The 19,813-nt window shown below is 66.8% G+C and carries 19 protein-coding genes and 1 tRNA gene; 13 read left to right on the top strand and 7 right to left on the bottom strand.

Going from position 1 to position 19,813, the window contains the following annotated elements; translation table 11 throughout:
* Nucleotides 1-64: 64 nt before the first annotated feature.
* Nucleotides 65-559 (bottom strand): hypothetical protein, encoded by a 495-nt coding sequence (locus F3H87_RS04865; RefSeq protein ID WP_149786173.1) that lies wholly within the window; start codon nt 557-559, stop codon nt 65-67.
* A gap of 257 nt (nt 560-816) precedes the next feature.
* Between F3H87_RS04865 and rpsF the strand changes: the two genes are divergently transcribed.
* Genes rpsF through rplI form a run of 3 tightly spaced genes read left to right on the top strand, consistent with a single transcriptional unit; the run spans nt 817 to nt 2,056 of the window.
* The gene (rpsF, locus tag F3H87_RS04860) at nt 817-1,170 is read left to right on the top strand and encodes a 30S ribosomal protein S6 (protein WP_149786174.1); all 354 of its coding nucleotides are present in this window, start codon (nt 817-819) and stop codon (nt 1,168-1,170) included.
* 28 nt (nt 1,171-1,198) lie between these two features.
* On the top strand, nt 1,199-1,426 hold the full coding sequence (gene rpsR, locus F3H87_RS04855) for a 30S ribosomal protein S18 (RefSeq protein ID WP_028957713.1): 228 nt from the start codon (nt 1,199-1,201) through the stop codon (nt 1,424-1,426).
* Nucleotides 1,427-1,438: 12 nt separating this feature from the next.
* On the top strand, nt 1,439-2,056 hold the full coding sequence (gene rplI, locus F3H87_RS04850) for a 50S ribosomal protein L9 (RefSeq protein WP_149786175.1): 618 nt from the start codon (nt 1,439-1,441) through the stop codon (nt 2,054-2,056).
* A gap of 336 nt (nt 2,057-2,392) precedes the next feature.
* Here rplI and tig read toward each other — a convergent pair whose 3' ends face one another.
* Together tig and F3H87_RS04840 are read right to left on the bottom strand one after the other, a co-directional pair.
* Nucleotides 2,393-3,727 carry a trigger factor gene (gene tig / locus F3H87_RS04845; RefSeq protein WP_149786176.1) on the bottom strand — a complete coding sequence of 445 codons (1,335 nt, stop codon included), beginning with the start codon at nt 3,725-3,727 and terminating at the stop codon, nt 2,393-2,395.
* 238 nt (nt 3,728-3,965) lie between these two features.
* Nucleotides 3,966-4,050: transfer RNA gene (locus tag F3H87_RS04840), tRNA-Leu, on the bottom strand.
* A gap of 194 nt (nt 4,051-4,244) precedes the next feature.
* Here F3H87_RS04840 and F3H87_RS04835 point away from each other — a divergent pair.
* A complete protein-coding gene (locus tag F3H87_RS04835) occupies nt 4,245-4,742 on the top strand; it encodes a Hint domain-containing protein (protein ID WP_149786177.1) in 498 nt (165 codons plus the stop codon).
* A 57-nt stretch (nt 4,743-4,799) separates the two neighbouring features.
* Here F3H87_RS04835 and F3H87_RS04830 read toward each other — a convergent pair whose 3' ends face one another.
* Nucleotides 4,800-6,323, bottom strand: a complete 1,524-nt coding sequence (locus F3H87_RS04830; RefSeq protein WP_149786178.1) for an NAD(P)H-hydrate dehydratase — start codon at nt 6,321-6,323, stop codon at nt 4,800-4,802.
* 173 nt (nt 6,324-6,496) lie between these two features.
* On the opposite strand from F3H87_RS04830, the gene F3H87_RS04825 reads away from it, so the two are divergent.
* The 3 genes from F3H87_RS04825 (at nt 6,497) to F3H87_RS04815 (ending at nt 9,536) form a co-directional block, all read left to right on the top strand.
* Nucleotides 6,497-6,835: a P-II family nitrogen regulator gene (locus tag F3H87_RS04825; protein WP_149786179.1), complete on the top strand. Its 339-nt coding sequence runs from the start codon at nt 6,497-6,499 to the stop codon at nt 6,833-6,835.
* A 65-nt stretch (nt 6,836-6,900) separates the two neighbouring features.
* Nucleotides 6,901-8,304, top strand: coding sequence for a type I glutamate--ammonia ligase (glnA, locus tag F3H87_RS04820; RefSeq protein ID WP_149786180.1), 1,404 nt, complete (start codon nt 6,901-6,903; stop codon nt 8,302-8,304).
* A 155-nt stretch (nt 8,305-8,459) separates the two neighbouring features.
* Nucleotides 8,460-9,536 carry a hypothetical protein gene (locus F3H87_RS04815; protein ID WP_149786181.1) on the top strand — a complete coding sequence of 359 codons (1,077 nt, stop codon included), beginning with the start codon at nt 8,460-8,462 and terminating at the stop codon, nt 9,534-9,536.
* A 219-nt stretch (nt 9,537-9,755) separates the two neighbouring features.
* Here the strand turns inward: F3H87_RS04815 and F3H87_RS04810 are convergent, their stop codons facing one another.
* Nucleotides 9,756-10,373, bottom strand: a complete 618-nt coding sequence (locus F3H87_RS04810) for a PAS and helix-turn-helix domain-containing protein (RefSeq protein WP_149786182.1) — start codon at nt 10,371-10,373, stop codon at nt 9,756-9,758.
* Nucleotides 10,374-10,671: 298 nt separating this feature from the next.
* Between F3H87_RS04810 and F3H87_RS04805 the strand changes: the two genes are divergently transcribed.
* From F3H87_RS04805 to F3H87_RS04795, 3 genes are all read left to right on the top strand, one after another.
* A complete protein-coding gene (locus tag F3H87_RS04805) occupies nt 10,672-11,556 on the top strand; it encodes a hypothetical protein (protein ID WP_149786183.1) in 885 nt (294 codons plus the stop codon).
* A gap of 95 nt (nt 11,557-11,651) precedes the next feature.
* Nucleotides 11,652-12,443, top strand: coding sequence for a lytic murein transglycosylase (locus tag F3H87_RS04800; RefSeq protein ID WP_149786184.1), 792 nt, complete (start codon nt 11,652-11,654; stop codon nt 12,441-12,443).
* 188 nt (nt 12,444-12,631) lie between these two features.
* The gene (locus F3H87_RS04795; RefSeq protein WP_149786185.1) at nt 12,632-13,069 is read left to right on the top strand and encodes a glyoxalase superfamily protein; all 438 of its coding nucleotides are present in this window, start codon (nt 12,632-12,634) and stop codon (nt 13,067-13,069) included.
* Nucleotides 13,070-13,455: 386 nt separating this feature from the next.
* Here the strand turns inward: F3H87_RS04795 and F3H87_RS04790 are convergent, their stop codons facing one another.
* Together F3H87_RS04790 and F3H87_RS04785 are read right to left on the bottom strand one after the other, a co-directional pair.
* Nucleotides 13,456-14,181, bottom strand: a complete 726-nt coding sequence (locus F3H87_RS04790) for a heme-dependent oxidative N-demethylase family protein (protein WP_149786186.1) — start codon at nt 14,179-14,181, stop codon at nt 13,456-13,458.
* Between the two features lie 90 nt (nt 14,182-14,271).
* Nucleotides 14,272-15,480 carry a glycerophosphodiester phosphodiesterase family protein gene (locus F3H87_RS04785; protein ID WP_149786187.1) on the bottom strand — a complete coding sequence of 403 codons (1,209 nt, stop codon included), beginning with the start codon at nt 15,478-15,480 and terminating at the stop codon, nt 14,272-14,274.
* A 198-nt stretch (nt 15,481-15,678) separates the two neighbouring features.
* On the opposite strand from F3H87_RS04785, the gene dddP reads away from it, so the two are divergent.
* The 3 genes from dddP (at nt 15,679) to purB (ending at nt 19,753) form a co-directional block, all read left to right on the top strand.
* Nucleotides 15,679-17,019, top strand: coding sequence for a dimethylsulfonioproprionate lyase DddP (dddP, locus tag F3H87_RS04780; RefSeq protein WP_149786188.1), 1,341 nt, complete (start codon nt 15,679-15,681; stop codon nt 17,017-17,019).
* Between the two features lie 104 nt (nt 17,020-17,123).
* Nucleotides 17,124-18,335 carry a bifunctional alpha/beta hydrolase/OsmC family protein gene (locus F3H87_RS04775; protein ID WP_149786189.1) on the top strand — a complete coding sequence of 404 codons (1,212 nt, stop codon included), beginning with the start codon at nt 17,124-17,126 and terminating at the stop codon, nt 18,333-18,335.
* Nucleotides 18,336-18,445: 110 nt separating this feature from the next.
* Nucleotides 18,446-19,753: an adenylosuccinate lyase gene (purB, locus tag F3H87_RS04770; RefSeq protein WP_149786190.1), complete on the top strand. Its 1,308-nt coding sequence runs from the start codon at nt 18,446-18,448 to the stop codon at nt 19,751-19,753.
* The last annotated feature ends 60 nt before the right edge of the window (nt 19,754-19,813 follow it).

Below are 19,813 nucleotides of genomic sequence, written 5' to 3'. Positions count from 1 at the left end.
ACGGCGCCGGGGACAACCCTGCAGAAACTCACAGACCCTGTGACAGGATGCGCGAAAGCGGTGGTCAGGCGGTCTTGGCCAGGCTGCTTTCCAACCCCGCACGGATCTTGTCGAGATTCTCGACCCGTTCGACCGGAAGCTGCACCAGCACCGCGCCGGAATTGCCGATGACGGTCAGCATCCCGTCGCGCAGGCGGATATCGGACAGCTCGTCGAAACCGAACCGCGCGCGGACCCGCGGGATGCCGTCGTACTGGCGGCGGATATGGGTCAGTTGCCGGGACCCGGTATCGAGGTGGATTTCGTCCATCGCCCCGGCACGGCCCCAGTCGAGCAGCACCATGCCGACGCAGGCGAAGAAGACCGAGACCAGCAGCTTCATCAGCACCATGATCCCGTCGCCCGTGACCACCGGCACCAGCCAGATCCCGACCGCCGCGAGGACAAGCACCGCGCCGCCGAACCGCATCGCCGCGCTGATCGCCGAACAGAACCGGCAATCGGCCTGAACCTGCGCCCTGGGCAACCGGGTTTCGGATCTGTCGGGCATTGCGACCATGGCGGCGTCCTCCGTAGCCGGGGCGTTCTGGCCCCTGTCGGCACCGTGAAGCAGGAAAGGGGCAGGAATGCGGCGATTACACGGAAAAGACGCGGAGCGGCGCGCGGGGGCGCGGGGCTTGCGCCGGGGCGCGATCCGGTGTATCCGCCCCCATCCTTTCCGCAGGTATCACGGAACTGCGCAGTCTCTCGTGGGGGGTCGCGGAAAGGTTCAAAGGGCCCTCCTATGAAATGCGCCTGAACATGACAGGAGTGCACATGCCGCTTTACGAGCATGTCTTCATCGCGCGTCAGGATCTGTCCAACGCGCAGGCCGAGGGCCTTATCGAACATTTCGGCACCGTACTGGGCGACAACGGCGGCAAGGTCGTCGAGACCGAGTACTGGGGCGTCAAGACGATGGCCTACAAGATCAACAAGAACCGCAAGGGCCACTATGCCTTTCTGAAAACCGACGCGCCCGCGCCGGCAGTGCAGGAAATGGAACGCCTGATGCGGCTGCATGACGACGTGATGCGCGTGCTGACCATCAAGGTGGACGCGCACGAGGAAGGCCCGTCGGTCCAGATGCAGAAGAAAGACGACCGTGGCGACCGCCGCGAGCGTCGTTGATCACAGCCTGAAGAAAAGGACATAACCCATGGCCGCTAAACCGTTTTTCCGCCGTCGCAAGGTGTGCCCCTTCTCGGGCGAGAACGCACCCGCGATCGACTACAAGGACACCCGCCTGCTGCAGCGCTACATTTCCGAGCGTGGCAAGATCGTGCCCAGCCGCATCACCGCGGTGTCCGCCAAGAAGCAGCGTGAACTGGCCCGTGCGATCAAGCGCGCGCGCTTTCTCGCCCTGCTCCCCTACGCCGTGAAGTAAGGAGAGACTGACATGCAAGTTATCCTGCTGGAACGCGTGGCCAAGCTGGGCCAGATGGGCGACGTCGTCGACGTCAAGCCCGGCTATGCCCGTAACTACCTGCTGCTGCAGAAAAAGGCGCTGGTCGCATCCGAAGAGAACATCAAGGGCTTCGAATCGCAAAAGGCGCAGCTTGAAGCACGCAACCTGGAAACCCGCCAGGAGGCCGAGGCGCTCGGCGAAAAGCTGGACGGCCAGCAATTCGTCGTGATTCGCCAGGCATCGGACGGCGGCAGCCTCTATGGCTCGGTCACCACCCGTGACGCCGCCGGCGTCGCCACCGACGAGGGGTTCTCGATCGACCGCAAGCAGGTCATCATCCGCGCCCCCATCAAGGAGCTGGGCCTGCACGAGGTCGAGGTGCACCTGCACCCCGAGGTGATGGTCACCATGACGCTGAATGTCGCCCGCTCGCCCGAAGAGGCCGAACTGCAGGCGTCGGGCAAGACGATCCAGGACGCCGCCGCCGAGGAAGAGGCCGCCGCGGAATACGAGATCGCGGAACTGTTCGACGACCTCGGCTCGGCCGCGTCGGACGATGAGGACCTGGCCCCGGCAGCCGACGCTTCGGACGACGAAGACAACGCCTGACCGGCCGCACAGACCTGCCGGGAAACGCCGCGCCCCTGGGGTGCGGCGTTTTTCTTTGGCTTATGGGGTGCCTTGAACATTCGAATGACACACCCTGCCCGGAACAGCCGCACAGCGGCCCGGGCATCGCACGGCCGCCCCCCGGCCGGGCGATTGGCTGCCGCAAGTACCACGATCTGAGGCAGGAAGTAGCTGCAGCATAAACTGCCACGAACAGAGGTCGGATCGCCCGACCGCGGCCGTGCGCTGCCCTCTGGCGCTCCCCCATACCGCCACAATAAAAAAGGCCGCCCGAAAAGGGCGGCCCGGGCACTGGGAAAAGCGCGTTTCCCGGTGTTATTCCTCGTCCAGCGCCTCGATCGCCTTTTGCAGATCGTCCTTGGAGACCTCTTTCTCGGTCACATCGGCCTGCTCCAGCACGTGATCGACAACCTTGTCCTCGAAGATCGGCGCGCGCAGCTGTTGCTGCATCTGCTGGTTCTGCTGGATGAATTCGAAGAACTGGCGCTCCTGCCCCGGATACTGGCGGGCCTGGTTCATGATCGCCTGGGTCATCTCGGCGTCGGTCACCTCGATTTCCTTCTTGCGGCCGATTTCGGCCAGCAGCAGCCCAAGGCGCACGCGGCGTTCGGCCAGGCGGTTATGTTCGTCGGTCGTCTCGATCTCGCCGTGGTTGTGGTCGTGGACCTCGGGGTTTTCCTCGTGCCACAGCTGGTGGGCGATCTGCTTGGCCTCGGCCTCGACCAGGCTGGGCGGCAGGTCGAACTTGACCGCATCGTCCAGCGCGTCCAGCAGCGCGCGCTTGACCACCGCGCGGGCGGCACCGGCATATTCGGCCTCGAGCCGCTCGGAAATCTGCGCCTTGAGCGCGTCCAGATCCTCGGCGCCGTATTTCTTGGCCAGCTCGTCGTCGATCTCGGCCGGTTTCGGCGCCTTGACGTCCTTGACGGTGCAGTCGAACACCGCAGCCTTGCCCTTGAGGTTTTCCGCGCCGTAATCCTCGGGGAAGGTCACCTCGACAGCCTTTTCATCGCCGGCCTTGACGCCGACAAGCTGCTCCTCGAAGCCGGGGATGAACGAGCCCGAGCCCAGCACCAGCGGGTAATCCTCGGCGGCGCCGCCCTCGAAGGGTTCGCCATCGACCTTGCCGACGAAGTCGATCACGACCTGGTCGCCATCCTTGGCCTTGGAGCCTTTCTTGCGGCTGTCGAAATCCTGCGCGTTCTCGGCCAGGCTTTCCAGCGCCTCGGTCACGGCGGCATCGTCGGGTTTCACCACCAGGCGTTCCAGCTTGACCTTGCCCAGGTCGGGCTCGGGGATCTCGGGCAGCGCCTCGTAGGCCATGGTGACCTTGACGTCGTCGCCCTCTTTCCAGGTCTCGCCGTCGACCATCTCGACCTCGGGCTGCAGCGCGGGGCGGTCGCCGGTCTGTTCGAAATGTTCGGACATCGCGCCGTCGACGGCCTCCTGCATGGCCTCGCCCAGCAGGCGCTGGCCGAACTGCTTTTTCAGCAGCGCCATGGGAACCTTGCCCTTGCGAAAGCCCTTCATCTCGATCTCGGGCTGCGCCTCGACCAGCTTCTCGTTCACCTTGGCGTCGAGTTCCGCGGCGGTCACGGTGATTTCATACCCGCGCTTGAGGCCGTCATTCAGGGTTTCGGTGACTTGCATCTTTGTCCTCGCATGAGCTGACAGGCCGCCCGGATGGCGGCCTGAAGAAATTTGCGCCTTACTAGGCTGCGCGCTTGGGGGGATCAACCCTGAATCTGCGGGCGCGCGGGGTGCCGTTTCCGGGGACCGCCCATAGGGCGCGGTTTTCGCGGTATGGCGCCGGGCTGCCCCTATCGTCCCGGCGTGTTTTTGCGAAACACGCCTGCCGGGCGTCGTTTTCGCGGCGCGAAAACGACGTTGGTGCGGGTGGAGGGACTTGAACCCCCACGCCTTGCGGCGCCAGAACCTAAATCTGGTGCGTCTACCAATTTCGCCACACCCGCATGATGCGCGCGGGCCTTGTTTTCAAAGGGCCTGACCTGCGCGCCGCGATGTCATAGCAAACCGGCGCGCGCGATGCGAGTGGAAAAAATTGTCGGCAAAAAAGCCCGCCGCGCGCCCATTATGGACGCGACAAGGGCACATTCCTGCCGTAATGTGGTGAAAAAACCGAGGCAGAAAAAGCAGGATCAAGCCCATGAAACCGAAAACGGTTGGGCGTGAAGGCGTTGCAGAACGCCTGGCACGCGAAATTGCATCCACAGGTCTGATGGCGGGCAGCATCGTCATGACGCTCGACGGCGAAATGCCGGTCGAGGCGCTGGCGGCGGGCGACCGCATCATCACCCGCGAAACCGGCATGGCGGTGATCCGCGACATCCGCCGCAAGGACATCACCTGCGACATGGTGGCGATCATGGCGGGCTCGCTGGGCCATACGCGGCCCGAACGCGACGTGACCCTGCCCGCCGACCAGCGCCTGCTGATCCGCGACTGGCGGGCCGAGGCGCTGACCGGGCAGAAACAGGCGCTGATCCCCGCGCGCGATCTGGTGGACGGTGAATTCCTCCGCCTGCAAAGGGACGTGACCGTGACGCTTTACGAGGTCGAGCTGGAGCGCGCGCAGGTCATCTATGCCGACGGGCTGGAAGTGGTCAGCCACATCACCGCCGAGGAACTGGCGCGCGTCGCCTGAGCGACCCCTGGCACATTCAATGAAAACCCCGTGGCCAGCCTGCGGGGTTTTGCACTGTCAGAGCCCGAGGTCGCGAAACACGCCCGGCAGCGCCTCGGGGATATCCTCGGCGATCAGGCCGGGGCCGAAACGGCGGGCGCAGTCCACATGCAGCCAGGCGGCGGCCTCGGCCGCCTGCATCGGGTCGACCCCGCGCGCCAGCAGCCCGGTGATGAACCCCGCCAGCACGTCGCCCGACCCGGCGGTGGCCAGCCACGGCGCCGCGCGGTCGTAAACGGCGGCGTTCACGCTGCACCGCCCGTCCGGCGCGGCGATCACGGTGTCGGGGCCCTTGAACAGCACGACGCAACCCGCCCTCTCCGCCGCCGCGCGCGTGGCGTCGACCCTGGAATAAGCCGGGCCGGCGGTCGGGATTGCGCTCAGCTTTTCGGCAATATCGGGGAAAAGGCGGGCGAACTCCCCGGCATGGGGGGTGAGAATGCAGGTTTCATGCAGAGCGGCGAAAAGGGACGCATCGCGCGCGACAAGCGCCAGCGCATCCGCGTCCAGAACCGTGGCGCGGCCGCCTTTCAAAGCCGCTGCGACCAGGGCCGCCTGCTCATCGCCCAGCCCCAGACCGGGACCAAGGCAGAGCGCGTTCAGCCGCGTATCCTCCAGCACCCCGGCCAGCGCATCGGCATCGTCCACCCGCCGCAGCATGATCGCGGTCACCTGCGCGGCCACCTCCATCTGCGCCGATCCCGGCACGCCCAGCGTCACCAGCCCCGCGCCGATGCGCAGCGCCCCCCGCGCCGCCAGCCGCGCCGCGCCGGTGCGGCCCGCCCCGCCCGACAGGATCAGCGCATGGCCGTGGGCATATTTGTGCCCCGAGGCTTTCGACAGCGCCCCACGCTCCGGCGGCATCACGCAACGCGCGATGGCGGCATCGGGCGCGGCGGGGCGCAGGCCGATATCGGCGATCACGGTTTTTCCGCAAAGCCAAGGCCCGTCGGCAAGAACATGGCCCGGCTTCATCGTGTGAAAGGTGACGGTCAGTTGCCCCGGCAGGACGCCCGCCCCCTGCCCGGCAAGGACACGGCCGCTGTCGCTGCACAGCCCGCTGGGCAGATCGACGGACACGACGCGCGCGCCCCCCGCGCCCTGCAGCACCGCATCAAGCCCCGTGACGGGCCGCGTCAGCCCGGTGCCGAACAGCGCATCCACCACGAGGTCGGACGCCCGTGCCGCCGCGCCGGCCCTCTCGTCAAGCGCCGCGACCGGCCCCAGCGCGCGCCACCGCTCGTAATTCACCCGCGCATCCGGCGGCAGCCTGTCGGGGTCGCCATAAAGAAACGGCTCCACCTCCCAGCCCCATTCGGCCAGCAGCCGCGCGACCACGAATCCGTCGCCGCCATTGTTGCCCGGCCCGCACAGCACCACGGCGCGATGCGGCGCCTTTGCCAGTTCGGGCCATTCTTCGAACACCGCCGCAACCACGCCGCGCCCGGCGCGTTCCATCAGCTCCAGCCCCGTCGCCTGCCCCGACTCGATGGCGGCCCTTTCATGGCTGCGCATCTGCGCGGCGGTCAGCAATTCGGTCATCCTTTTGCACCCTGCGATTCAATTCCGCCCGCTTTCAGGGCGCGATGATTAAATTTTAGGCAATTGATCCGCTCAACGCCCGCGTATCCCCGCCCCGCGACCTTATCCAATTGTGGCCCCTGACGGGAAGTGATCTGACCGGTTTCCGAGACACGAGGGGCGAGGAGGCCGCGATGAAGAAAATCGAAGCGATCATCAAACCGTTCAAGCTGGACGAGGTGAAAGAGGCGCTGCAGGACGCCGGCATTCAGGGCCTGAGCGTCATCGAGGTCAAGGGGTTCGGGCGCCAGAAGGGCCATACCGAACTGTATCGCGGCGCCGAGTATGTCGTCGATTTCCTGCCCAAGGTGAAGATCGAGGTGGTGCTTGACGACGATCAGGTCGAGGCCGCGATCGAGGCGATCATCGACGCCGCCAAGACCGACAAGATCGGCGACGGCAAGATCTTCGTCAGCCCCGTCGAGCAAGCCATCCGCATCCGCACCGGCGAAACCGGCTCGGACGCGCTGTAACCCGAAAAACCCGCGCGGGCGCGCGCGGCGGACCCAAGTAACCTGACAGAAAGGGAATTAACGGTATGAGCAACCCCGTTCTCACCATGATCAAGGACGAGGATATCGAATATGTCGATATCCGCTTCACCGACCCGCGCGGCAAGCTGCAGCACGTGACGGTGATGGCCGACCAGGTCGATGAGGATTTCCTCGAAGAGGGCTTCATGTTCGACGGCTCGTCCATCGCGGGCTGGAAGTCGATCGAAGCCTCGGACATGAAGCTGATGCCCGACGTGGACAGCGCCTATCTCGATCCGTTCTATGCCGAAAAGACGCTGTGCATCCATTGCTCGGTGGTGGAGCCCGACACCGGCGAAGCCTATGAGCGCGATCCGCGCGGCACCGCCGAAAAGGCCGAAGCCTACCTGAAATCGAGCGGCATCGGCGACATGTCCTATTGGGGCCCCGAGGCCGAGTTCTTCCTGTTCGACGACGTGCGGTTCTCGAACAAGATGAACAAGGTCAGCTACGAGGTCGACGCGCTGGACGCGGCCTGGAACAGCGACACCGAATACGAGATGGGCAACACCGGCCACCGTCCCGGCGTCAAGGGCGGCTATTTCCCGGTCAACCCGATCGACGACGGCCAGGACATCCGCTCGGAAATGCTGTCCACGATGAAGCGCATGGGCATGAAGGTCGACAAGCACCACCACGAGGTGGCGTCGTGCCAGCACGAGCTGGGCCTGATCTTCGGCAGCCTGACCAAGCAGGCCGACGAGCTGCAGAAATACAAGTACGTCATCCACAACGTGGCGCAGGCCTATGGCAAGTCGGCCACCTTCATGCCCAAGCCGATCTATGGCGACAACGGCACGGGGATGCACTGCAACATGTCGATCTGGAAGGACGGCAAGCCGCTTTTCGCAGGCGACAAATATGCCGATCTGAGCCAGGAGGCGCTGTATTTCATCGGCGGCATCCTGAAGCACGCCAAGTCGCTCAACGCCTTCACCAACCCGTCGACCAACAGCTACAAGCGCCTGATCCCGGGCTTCGAGGCCCCCGTTCTGCGCGCCTATTCGGCCCGCAACCGTTCGGGCTGCGTGCGTATCCCGTGGACCGAAAGCCCCAAGGCCAAGCGCGTCGAGGCCCGTTTCCCCGACCCGTCGGCAAACCCCTACCTGTGCTTTGCCGCGCTGCTGATGGCCGGCCTTGACGGGATCAAGAACAAGATCGACCCGGGCGAGGCGATGGACAAGAACCTCTATGACCTGCCGGCCGAAGAGCTTGAGGGCATCCCCACCGTCTGCGGCAGCCTGCGCGAGGCGATCGACGAGCTGAAGGCCGATTACGATTACCTGCTGGCCGGCGACGTGTTCACCAAGGACCAGATCGACGGCTATATCGACCTGAAGATGGAAGAGATCGAACTGTTCGAGCACACGCCGCACCCGGTCGAATTCCAGATGTATTACAGCTGCTGATCGCCATCACGGCGACAATATCGAAAGGCGCCCTTCGCGGGCGCCTTTCTTTTTTGCCGGGCGCGGGCGATTTCACCAAAATGCACCGCCCGTGCCATCACCTCGCCGCGCTTTCGCGTCATCCTGCCGGGGCTTGAACAAGGACACTCCCGCCGATGACCGCGACTTTCGCACCGCCGCTGGTGGCCAACATCCTCTATGCCCCGGATGCCGGAAGGCCCGACGCCACCGCGTTCCTGGGCGCGCTGAACGCCGCGCTGGGGCGATTCCGCATGGTGCTGCACAGCGACGGACAGGACGAGGACGGCAACCTGGTCTTCGGCGACGCGCGGGTGGGCGTGACCCTGCACCGCGCCGCCACCCCCTGCCCGGCCGACACCCTGGCCGGGGCGCTGGCCGCGCCGATCATGGCGCTGAAGCCCGCGGGCATCCGCGCGGGCGTCGCAGCCCATGCCGGGCACGTGTCCGTCACCGTCGCCGCGCGGCAGGGCGCCTCGCCCCTGCCCTGGCATCTGCAGCTTGTCGTGCTGCACCGGGCGATCCTGGTGCTGTTCGACATCTCCGACGCCGGGCTGGCGCATCTGCCGCTGTCCGACATGCTGTTCGACCGCGACGAGATCGCCGGAACGCGGGACATGACGGTGCCGCTGGCCCTGTGCCTGCACCCGGTTCCCATCGCGGCGCGCGACGTGCCTGTGATCGCCGGCGTGCTGCCGCCGCTGGGCCTTGTGATGCTGGGGGCCGAACGGTTCTGCGGCAAGCCGGTGGTGCTGGCGCCCTCGCCGCTGCCGCTGCAGGAGGGGCTGGCGTTGGTGACGCAGCTTGTGCGCGATCACGCCGGCGGCCTGCGCCTGCTGGAGGATGGCGCGCATTTCGACGACGCGGGCCCTGGTGGCGTCTTCATCCGACACAGCGCCCCCGACGACGGCGCCCCCGCGGGCCGCATCCTGATCGGGCCGGGCGACTGGCCCGACCCCGAGGCCGCCCGCGGGCGGCCGATGTCGATGCACGACCTGACACCGGATACCGGCGGCGCGCGCGCCCCGCGCGACACGCCGCCCGGCCTTCTGGCCCGCGCGGGAAAGGCGGCGATGACACCCGGCGGGCTGACCCTGATCGCGGCGGTGCTGGCCTACCTGGCGATCGGCCAGCTTGCCGCCACCTGGTTCGAGGGCCAGTCCGAGATGATCCGCTCGTCGCTGGGCGCGCCGACATCGCGCACCGGGGAGTGACCCGCGCGGGTGTGGCGGTGGCGCGCATCGACGGGCCGCGGTGCGGCGATCCGACGGTCGAGCGGCGGCGCTTTATGCCAGCCAGATACATGAACGCTCAAAATGTTGTGCGAACGTCACCAAATCGCCGTGCCGGGGGGCGGCCCGGCGATGCGCGGCGGCCTTCGGCCGCTGTTTCGCGCGGGATGCCCTGTCTCCGAAGACCGAGGCCCTGACGCCTCATCCCTCTGCCGGGCGCTTGCCGTGGGGCACCATATGCGCGCCGCCGAGCCCGGCCAGCGCCTGCACCAGCCCCGCGGTGTTGCGCACCCCGAACTTGCGCATCAGCCGCCCGCGATGCACCTCGACCGTGCGAAAGCTCAGGTCCAGCGCCCGCGCGATCTCCTTGCTGGTCATGCCCTCGCCCAGCAGCGACATCACCTCGCGCTCGCGCCGGGTCAGCGGCTGGTAGGGGCGTGTTTCGGACAGGTCGGCAAAGGACCAGACCGCCCGCATCAGCGGCTCGTCGGGGGTGAAGGAATGGCCGCGCACCCGGCACCAGAACAGATCGCCCGTCTTGCGCATCATCACCCGCTCGTCCCAGTAGGCCCGGCTTTCGCGCAGATCCTTGATGCCGCGATTGCGGATGTTCACGAACTCTTCCTGGCTGGGATAGAGAATCGCGAACAGCCGGTCGCGCAGCGCCGCGCGCTCGTAGCCGAACATGCGCGCGAAGGCCAGGTTGCAGTCGCGGATCACCCGGTTCTCGGTCACCACCAGGCCGACCGGCGCGTAGAGATAGGCCATTTCGCCGAAATCGCCATCCCGGTAACTGCCGTCGATCCCCTCCTGCTCCATGCCGTGCCCCTGTTGCTGCGCCGTTCGCCCCGAATCTACGGCCCCGCGCGCATCATGGCAACGCGGGTTCGGAATCGTGCGTATTCGGAGACGATTCCATGACCGGACGAACAGGCCCGCACCCGATCGCACGGGAATACGCCCGAACGGATATAAAACCGGCCCGAAATGCGGCCGGAACATGGCGAACCTATCCCTCTGCCCCACCTCCGGGCCGGTGCTGCCGCCACAGTCGCGGCACAATTCAAGCGCGTATTCGGTGGCAGAGACAAACACGGACCCGAGAGAGGAAAAGCCAATGTTCGACTTCCAGATCCAGACGATTTCGACCAGCCTCGTTCTTGCCGGTGATGAGTGTGTGCGTGTTGACCAGTTGGCCGGAATCCTGAAAACCGCGCTTGAGGAAAGCGACGATGCGGTGATCACCACGCAGACCGACATGCTGGACGGCGTGACGGTCAGGACCGCCGGCCTGACGCTGCGTGCCGGCTGGCATCACGAGGGGGACGAACGCCGGCTTTCGCTCAGCATCGGCGGGTCCGACAATGGCGGCTTCGGCGGCGACCGGGCGATGCAGATCCGCCTGACCCGCGTCCTGCGCCACGTGCTCGACGCGCTGCCGGTGGAGGGGGTCGAATGGCTCGATACCGGGGTGTGCATTCCCGCCGACCGCTTTCGCGCCGCGCTGGAGCCGCTGGCCCGGCTCGACATGAAGGTGGCGCCGCGCCGTGTCCGGCGCGATGCGAAATCGGTCGCAACCCGCCTGAGCGCCGAGGAGGCCCGCAAGGTGATCCGCGCCGCCGAGCGTCCGCTGGCCCCGCTGCCGGCGATGAAGGTCGCGCCGCGCCGGGTTTCGGCCGAACGCCCCGGCGCAACCCGCCGCCTGACGCAGGCCGATGCCGCCCGCATCGCCGCCCGCGTCCCCGAGGTGACAGAGGCCGACCGCATCACCGCCACCGCGGGCATCGCGCCGCAGCATGACGACCATATCCGCAGCTACGAGGCGCACAGGATCACCGACCTGCGCCGCGACGCCACCCCCGAGGAACTGGCCGCGCTGCGCATGGAACAGGACGGGCCGGTCGCCATGCGGCTTGCCGCCTCCCTCCTGCTGGGGCTGACGGGGGCATTCACGGTCACACAAAGCTCGGAGGCCGTGGCCAGCGTTCTGGGGGCATCCTGAACCGCCCGGAGATCCGAGCTTTATGCAGCGGGGGTTTGGCGTTACCTTGGGTGACGCCAAACCCTTTTTCATTGCATGACAAGAGGTTCCAGCCCGTGATCCGCACCGCATTCACCATCCTTTTCACATTGGTTGCCGCGCCCGCGCTGGCAGCCCCCTGCGGCAACAATGCGACCGGGTTCGACGCCTGGAAGGCCGATTTCGCCCGCACTGCGCAGCGCGCGGGCGTGGGGCAACGCGGGCTGCAGGCGCTGGTGGGCGCGCGCTATGCCAGCGGGACGATTGCCGCCGACCGCAACCAGAAAAGCTTTCGCTACAGCCTGGAAAAATTCATGCAGATCCGCGGCGCGGCCACGATCGTGAAACAGGGCCGCCAGCGCAAGGCGCGCGATGCGGCATTCTATGCCGCGCTGGAACGGCGGTTCGGCGTGCCCGCGGGCGTCATCATCGCCATTCACGGGATGGAAACCGGGTTCGGTCGTTTCATGGGCGACAGCTCGGTCGTGTCGGCCATCGTGACGCTGGCCTATGACTGCCGCCGGTCCGAATTCTTCATCCCCCACGCAATCGGCGCGCTGCAGCTGGTCGACCGGGGGTCGATCACCCCCGAGACAAGGGGCGCCAGGCATGGTGAGCTGGGCCATACCCAGTTCCTGCCGGGCAACGCGATGACATACGGCATCGACGCCAATGGCAACGGGCGGGTGGATTTCTACGACCAGTCCGACGCGCTGGCCTCGACCGCCAACTACCTGCGGCAAAAGGGATGGCGGCCCGGCCAGCCCTATGGCAAGGGCAGCCATAATTACAACGTGCTCAAGGAATGGAACGCGGCCTCGGTCTATCAGGAATCGCTGTCCATCATGGGCGCGCAGATCGACCGCTAGGCGCGCGGGCTTGACAGCGGGCGGCGCGCGCCCCATCTAGGCGGCCGGATGCAGGCTCCGGCCGTTCGCGGGCCATTGGCCATGGTGAAGCCCTGCGACCTGCCTTTTGTCCCTTCTCGACCAGGGGTCGCGACAGGACGGCAACGCGAACCCCGTTCACCGTCACCGGACCCGTGGGAGATGGGAAAATGACCCATGACATGCTGCCGCCGCGCGCGGCTCTCAAGGATCAGGCCAGGCGTTTGCGCGCCACCATGGCCGATGGCGGCACGGCGCTCAGCCATTCGGCGGCGCTTGAGGCGATCGCCCGGCAATGGGGCTATCGCAACTGGAACACGCTCAGCGCCGCGGCGCCGGACGAGGTGGCAACGCCGCGCTGGCAGGTGGGCCAGCGCGTGACCGGGCAGTACCTCGGCCATGGCTTTACCGGCCGCATCAAGGCGGTCGAGGCGGCCACGGGCGGCTATTGGCGTCTGGTGCTGGTCTTCGACGAGGCGGTGGATGTTGCCGCCTCGGCGCTGTTCAGCGCCTTCCGCAGGCAGATCCGCTGCACCGTCAACGGGCAGGGTATAACGGCGGAGCGCACCTCGGACGGGCAACCGCATGTGGTGCTGCGCGCCGCATGACCCCTGCGCCCCGTTACCGGCGGATGGCCGGTGGCGGGGCGTCAGCCCACCGTCGTGCCCGCCCGCTGTGGCGGTTGACCCCCGCACCTTGCCCGGAACAGCCGCGCAAGCGGCCCGGGCATCGCACGGCCGCCCCCCGGCCGGGCGATTGGCTGCCGCCAGTGCCATGATCTGAGGCAGGAGGGGGCTGCACGATAAACTGCCACGAACAGAGGTCGGATCGCCCGACCGCGGCCGTGCGATGCCCTTCTGTTGCGAACCGCCCGAATGGCAGAAAGTCCCGCGCTGCCGATGCTTGCGCCCGGCGCAGTGACATGCCGCTTTGGCGCCGACCTTCAGGGCAAAGGCACCCCCCTGACACGAAATGCAGACCCATCTGGCGCCTGTCACCGCGCCAGGACGAAGGTGTGGATGCCGAACACAACCGCCCCGGTGTCCGGCAGGCGCCACAGGCTCTGGCGTTCGCTGCGCAGGTAGGGCGCGTCCTGCCCGTGGCGTTCGGGGCGCCGGTCGGTTTCGCTGCGCGGCTGGTGCAGGGCCGGGTCGGCATAGTTCAGCGCGTTGAACCGCCACAGCGGCCGGCCCGGGCGGATACCGTCGAACAGGCGCTGCACCCGGCGGGCGATGTTGTCGTCATAGACCGCGACCGGCACGTGGATGCCGATCAGCGGGCGCATGAATTTCTCGGACAGGGTCCAGCTTGCCGGAAAGCACAGCACCGCGCCGGTCATTACGTGTTCGTCTTCGCCGCCGCGCTTTTCGAGGATGCAGAAATCCTGCTGCACCAGGTGGCCCAGCGTGCCCAGCGGATCGGTGCGGTCCAGCGGCACCGTTACCCCGTCGGGGCGGCGCACGCCGTTTTCGCTGATGCCGTAGTCGGCGCGCCTGTCCAGCGCCGCCAGCACCTCGTCCAGCAGCTCACCGGCTGCGGGCCGCGCGCTGTCGTCCAGCGCCAGAACCTCGTCGCGGCGCTCGGACAGCAGCCGGGCGCGTTCGGCCATCTGCGCGGCAAAGGCGTCGTCGACCATGAGCCAGTCATCGGGATCGAGCGGCGCAATCCCCGGCAGGGGTTTCGGCGACATATCGTAAGGAAGGTGCGTTTGCAGGATCATGCCCCTGCTTAGCGCCGGACCGGGCAAAGGAAAAGCCGCCCCGGTGCGAAACGGCAGGGGACGCGCGGCGCGCGCCCCCCACCTGCGGGATCAGTCGATCCCCATGCAGTTGGCGTAATAGGTCACGGTCGCGGGCCAGTCGCTGAACACGCCGGCCACGCCGGCATCTTCGTGCAGGGCGCGCAGGACGTTGAAGTAATCGCCGTCAGTGTCGGTGACCTCGGCAACCGACTGGAAATACCAGCCGCCACCCGACCCGAGCGGGCCCGAGCGTTCCAGCGTCCAGGCGATCAGCGTCAGCCCGGCCTCGCGCGCGGCCCTGGCGTAGTCCGAGGCGGCATAATCGCCGTCCTTCGGCGTCACCAGCATGTTGAGCGAGGGCGCAAGGTAATTCACGCCCTGTTCCTTGAGCGCGGCGAAATCCTGCTGCCAGGTCTCGGGGTTCTGTTCGTCGAACCCGTCATGCCATTCGACCAGAAAGACCGCCTGCTTGCCGAACTCGGGCTCGGCCTCGATCCAGTAAAGCACGTCGTCGAGGTTGAACGACTGCGGCCACACGTCCGAGGCGGGAATGCCGGCTGCCTTGTATTCGTCGATCAGCTTTTGCGCGTAATCCTGCTGCGTGAAGCCGTCATGCGGCATCTCGACCGAGGGGCTTTTCAGTTCGGGGGTGAATTTCGCGCCCAGCGACCTGAACAGCGCGATGGATTCGGCGTGGGTCATCAGCGTGCCGCCCTGCACGGAATAGAGGTCGGTGCGCCAGTTGGCGGTGCCGTTCATATAGCCCTCGGGCGTGGTCGCGGCCTTGTCGGCGGCATCCATCTTGCCGGTCAGGCCGCGGAATTCGGCCAGCGTGATTTCCGAGGTCCGGCATTCGGCGGTGGCGGGTGTGTCGCCATTGGCGGGGGCGAAGGGCGCAACGCAGGTGTCGGCCAGATCGCTGCCCAGAATGTCGGTGGTGGTGTGCAGGTCGTTCTGCGCGTGACGGCAGACCAGTTCGTGATCCTTGGTAAAGGTCACGTCGCATTCCAGGATGCCCGCCCCCATGCGCGCGGCGGCGCGGTTCGATTCCGCGGTATGTTCGGGGAACATCAGCGGCGCGCCACGGTGGCCGATCGAGAACATGCTGCGGCTGGGGGTCTGGCCCAGGCACGAGGCCAGTTTGGTTTTCAACGGCCCGTCTTCCATGCGGTCGATCAGGTAGGCCGGGCGCGGACCATAGCCGATGCCCTCGGCCAGGGCGGCCCCGGCAAGGGCGGTGGAAGCAAGGCACAGGGCCAGAAGCGGTTTGCTCGTCATCAGGACTCTCCAGTTGGATTCGAATGACGAAGCGATCCCAAGCGCAGGCAACAGGCCGGTGAACCCTGCGCGACAGCCGCGTGAAGGTTCCGCAACAGTTCCGCGACAGGCCCGAAAGCGACCTGCGGACAGGTCGCAAAGGGATAAGACGCGGGCCCGCGACCGGCGCCACCCTGCCCCAAGGGCGGAGGACCGGCGATGACCCTGCATTACAGCGACACCCGCAAGATCGACCCGACCCGCGGCGCGCGGCTGGGCGACAACACCCCCAACGATGCCGACCGGGTGGAGATCGGCCCGACGCGGCTGGCCTTTGGCGAATGGGCGGCGGCGGGGCTGGAGCTGCCCGACCTTCAGGCGATGCGCCGCTATCGCTGGGACCGGCTGACGCGGCACGTGGCCGAGCGCGACTATGCGGGGCTTTTGATGTTCGACCCGCTGAACATCCGCTACGCCACCGACTCGACCAACATGCAGCTTTGGAACACCCACAACCCGTTTCGCGCGGTGCTGCTGTGCGCCGATGGCTACATGGTGATCTGGGACTACAAGAATTCGCCTTTCCTGAGCGAATTCAACCCGCTGGTGCGCGAGGCGCGGTCCGGCGCGGACCTGTTCTATTTCGACCGGGGCGACAAGGTGGACGTGGCGGCGGACGTGTTTTCCAACGAAGTGCGGCACTTGCTGGCCGACCACGCGCCGGGCAACATGCGGCTGGCGGTGGACAAGGTCATGCTGCACGGGCTGCGCGCGCTCGAGGCGCAGGGATTCGCGGTGATGGAGGGCGAGGAGGTCACCGAAAAGGCCCGCTCGGTCAAGGGGCCCGACGAGATCAGGGCGATGCGCTGTTCGATCCACGCATGCGAGGCCGCCTGCGCCGAGATGGAAAAATTCGCGCGCGAAAACGTGCCCACCGGCACCGTCAGCGAGGATGATATCTGGGCCGTGCTGCACGCCGAAAACATCCGCCGGGGCGGCGAATGGATCGAAACCCGCCTGCTGACATCGGGGCCGCGCACGAATCCGTGGTTCCAGGAATGCGGCCCGCGCATCGTGCAGATGAACGAGATCGTGGCCTTCGACACCGACCTTGTGGGCAGCTACGGCATCTGCACCGATATCAGCCGGACATGGTGGATCGGCGACCGCCCGCCGCGCCCCGACATGATCGCGGCGATGCAGCACGCGCACGACCATATCATGACCAACATGGAGATGCTGAAACCCGGCGTCACCATCCCCGAGCTTTCGGCCAATACCCATGTGCTGCACGAGAAATACCAGGCGCAGAAATACGGCTGCCTGATGCATGGCGTCGGCCTGTGCGACGAGTGGCCGCTGGTCGCCTATCCCGACCACGCGGTGCCGGGCAGTTTCGATTACGCGCTGGAGCCGGGCATGGTGCTGTGCGTCGAGGCGCTGGTGGGCGAGGTCGGCGGCGATTTCTCGATCAAGCTGGAAGACCAGGTGCTGATCACCGAGGACGGTTTCGAGAACCTGACGGCATACCCGTTCGACACCGCGCTGATGGGCGGCTGAGGGCGGCGCCCGCCCCTCACCATCCCGTGACGCGGGCGCCGAAGGGGTTGCACCCCGGCGGCGCAACCCGCACCCTTTTTCCGACTGCCAGCGAAAGGATGCCCATGCCCAGCGAACGGATCAGCTTTCCCGGCCATGACGGTCACAACCTGGCCGCCCGGCTCGACCTGCCGGACGGGCCGCACCTGGCAACGGCGGTGTTTGCCCATTGCTTTACCTGTGGCAAGGATATCCCCGCCGCCCGCCGGATCAGCTCGCGGCTGGCGGCGATGGGGATCGCGGTGCTGCGGTTCGATTTCACCGGGCTCGGCCACAGCGGCGGAGAGTTTTCCAACACCTCGTTCAGCTCCAACGTGGAGGATATCGAAAAGGCGGCGGACTACCTGTCCCGGCGCGGCATGGCGCCGGCGCTTCTGATCGGGCACAGCCTGGGCGGCGCGGCGGTGATCCGGGCGGCGCCCCGCATCGCCGGCGCGCGCGCGGTCGCCACCATCGGCGCGCCGCATTCGCCCGGCCACGTGCTGCGCCATTTCGACGATGCCCTGCCCGACATCCGCGCGCAGGGACGGGCCGAGGTGGACCTGGGCGGGCGCCGTTTCTCGATCGGCGAGGCCTTCATAAACGATATCGACGGCGCAAGGCTGGACGAGTCGCTTGGACAGATGCGGGCCGCGCTGCTGGTGATGCACGCACCGCGCGACGCGGTGGTGGGCATCGGCAACGCCACCCGGATTTTCCGGGCCAAGAAACATCCCAAGAGCTTCGTCACGCTGGACGATGCGGACCACCTGATCTCGAAACCCGCCGATGCGGAATACGCCGCCGAGGTCATCGCGGCATGGGCCGGGCGGTATCTGAAGCTGACCCCACCCGCCCCGCCGCCCGGTGCGCCCGAGGGCATCGTGCGCGTGTCCGAGGCCGATCCCGCCGGGTTCCTGCAGGACGTTCAGGACGGGCCCCATCACCACGCGGTTGCGGACGAGCCTGTCGCCTATGGCGGCACCAATCGCGGCATGTCGCCCTACGGGTTCCTGGCGGCGGGGCTGGGGGCCTGCACCTCGATGACGATCCGCATGTATGCGCGGCGCAAGGGCTGGCCGCTGGCGCATGTCTCGGTCGATGTCAGCCACGACAAGGTGCATGCGCAGGATGCCGGCGCGCAGGGCAACGACAAGATCGACCTCTTTACCCGCCGGATCACGATCGAGGGCGACCTGGACGACGACCAGCGCGCCCGCCTGCTGGAGATCGCCGACCGCTGCCCGGTCCACCGCACGCTGGAACGCGGCGCGCGGATCGAAACCGGCCTGGCCTGACCGCCCGGCCCCGCGTCAATCCGCGGGCACGCGCCCTGCCGCCTTGCCCCTGCCGGGCACGAACGGTATGAGGCGGGCGCACGCAACGAGCAACGAAAAAGGCTGCCGCCATGATCCCCCGCTATTCCCGCCCCGACATGACCGCCATCTGGGAACCTGCCACCAAGTTCCGCATCTGGTACGAGATCGAGGCCCATGCCTGCGACGCGATGGCCGAGCTGGGCGTGATCCCCAAGGAAAACGCCGAAGCGGTGTGGAAGGCGAAGGACGTGGAATTCGACGTGGCCCGCATCGACGAGATCGAGGCGGTGACCCGGCATGACGTGATCGCGTTCCTGACGCATCTGGCCGAGCATGTGGGCAGCGACGAGGCGCGTTTCGTCCACCAGGGCATGACCAGCTCCGACGTGCTGGACACCACCTTCAACATCCAGCTTACCCGCGCCGCCGACATCCTGCTGTCGGACATGGACAACCTGCTGGACGCGCTGAAGCGCCGCGCGTTCGAGCACAAGATGACCGTGCGGATCGGGCGCAGCCACGGCATCCACGCCGAACCCACCACGATGGGCCTGACCTTTGCCCGCTTCTACGCCGAGATGGACCGCAACCGCCTGCGCCTGCAGCTGGCGCGCGAAGAAATCGCCACCGGCGCGATTTCGGGCGCGGTGGGCACATTCGCCAATATCGACCCCCAGGTCGAGGCGCATGTCTGTTCGATGATGGGGCTCAAGCCCGAACCGATCAGCACACAGGTGATCCCGCGCGACCGCCACGCGATGTTCTTTGCCACGCTGGGGGTGATCGCCAGCAGCATCGAGAATGTCGCCATCGAGATCCGCCACATGCAGCGCACCGAGGTGCTGGAGGCCGAAGAATTCTTTTCGAAGGGGCAAAAGGGCTCCTCGGCGATGCCGCACAAGCGCAACCCGGTGCTGACCGAGAACCTGACCGGGCTGGCCCGGCTGGTGCGCATGTCGGTGATCCCGGCGATGGAGAACGTGGCGCTCTGGCACGAGCGCGACATCTCGCATTCCTCGGTCGAGCGCGGCATCGGCCCCGACACCACCGTGACGCTGGATTTCGCGCTGAACCGGCTGACGCAGGTGGTGGACAAGCTGGTGATCTATCCCGACAACATGCTGGCCAACATGAACAAGTTCCGCGGCCTGGTGATGAGCCAGCGGGTTCTGCTGGCACTGACGCAGGCCGGTGTGAGCCGCGAGGATGCCTATCGCCTGGTCCAGCGCAACGCGATGAAGGTCTGGGAGGAAGGCAAGGATTTCAAGACCGAGCTTCTGGGCGATGCCGAGGTGACCGCCGCGCTGAGCCCCGCCGCGATCGAGGAGAAATTCGACCTCGGCTATCACACCAAGCATGTGGACACGATCTTTACCCGCGTCTTCGGCGAGTGCTGAGCGACCGGTGACGCGCGCCCGACGGGGTGTCGGGGGTGGTGCGGCGGTCGTTTGAACGTC

Source organism: Lutimaribacter pacificus, from assembly GCF_900142185.1.
GTDB classification, from domain to species: Bacteria; Pseudomonadota; Alphaproteobacteria; order Rhodobacterales; family Rhodobacteraceae; genus Lutimaribacter; species Lutimaribacter pacificus.
The sequence above is the reverse complement of the archived record's forward strand: the minus strand, read 5'-3'. Positions and strand labels throughout refer to the sequence as shown.

Coding starts and splice junctions, on each gene's coding strand:
- F3H87_RS04865 (WP_149786173.1), bottom strand. CDS start 559: ATGGTCGCAATGCCCGACAGATCCGAAACCCGGTTGCCCAGGGCGCAG.
- F3H87_RS04785 (WP_149786187.1), bottom strand. CDS start 15,480: ATGACGAGCAAACCGCTTCTGGCCCTGTGCCTTGCTTCCACCGCCCTT.
- F3H87_RS04835 (WP_149786177.1), top strand. CDS start 4,245: ATGAAACCGAAAACGGTTGGGCGTGAAGGCGTTGCAGAACGCCTGGCA.
- F3H87_RS04775 (WP_149786189.1), top strand. CDS start 17,124: ATGCCCAGCGAACGGATCAGCTTTCCCGGCCATGACGGTCACAACCTG.
- tig (WP_149786176.1), bottom strand. CDS start 3,727: ATGCAAGTCACCGAAACCCTGAATGACGGCCTCAAGCGCGGGTATGAA.
- dddP (WP_149786188.1), top strand. CDS start 15,679: ATGACCCTGCATTACAGCGACACCCGCAAGATCGACCCGACCCGCGGC.
- F3H87_RS04825 (WP_149786179.1), top strand. CDS start 6,497: ATGAAGAAAATCGAAGCGATCATCAAACCGTTCAAGCTGGACGAGGTG.
- F3H87_RS04805 (WP_149786183.1), top strand. CDS start 10,672: ATGTTCGACTTCCAGATCCAGACGATTTCGACCAGCCTCGTTCTTGCC.
- glnA (WP_149786180.1), top strand. CDS start 6,901: ATGAGCAACCCCGTTCTCACCATGATCAAGGACGAGGATATCGAATAT.
- rpsR (WP_028957713.1), top strand. CDS start 1,199: ATGGCCGCTAAACCGTTTTTCCGCCGTCGCAAGGTGTGCCCCTTCTCG.
- purB (WP_149786190.1), top strand. CDS start 18,446: ATGATCCCCCGCTATTCCCGCCCCGACATGACCGCCATCTGGGAACCT.
- rpsF (WP_149786174.1), top strand. CDS start 817: ATGCCGCTTTACGAGCATGTCTTCATCGCGCGTCAGGATCTGTCCAAC.
- F3H87_RS04795 (WP_149786185.1), top strand. CDS start 12,632: ATGACCCATGACATGCTGCCGCCGCGCGCGGCTCTCAAGGATCAGGCC.
- F3H87_RS04830 (WP_149786178.1), bottom strand. CDS start 6,323: ATGACCGAATTGCTGACCGCCGCGCAGATGCGCAGCCATGAAAGGGCC.
- F3H87_RS04810 (WP_149786182.1), bottom strand. CDS start 10,373: ATGGAGCAGGAGGGGATCGACGGCAGTTACCGGGATGGCGATTTCGGC.
- rplI (WP_149786175.1), top strand. CDS start 1,439: ATGCAAGTTATCCTGCTGGAACGCGTGGCCAAGCTGGGCCAGATGGGC.
- F3H87_RS04815 (WP_149786181.1), top strand. CDS start 8,460: ATGACCGCGACTTTCGCACCGCCGCTGGTGGCCAACATCCTCTATGCC.
- F3H87_RS04790 (WP_149786186.1), bottom strand. CDS start 14,181: ATGATCCTGCAAACGCACCTTCCTTACGATATGTCGCCGAAACCCCTG.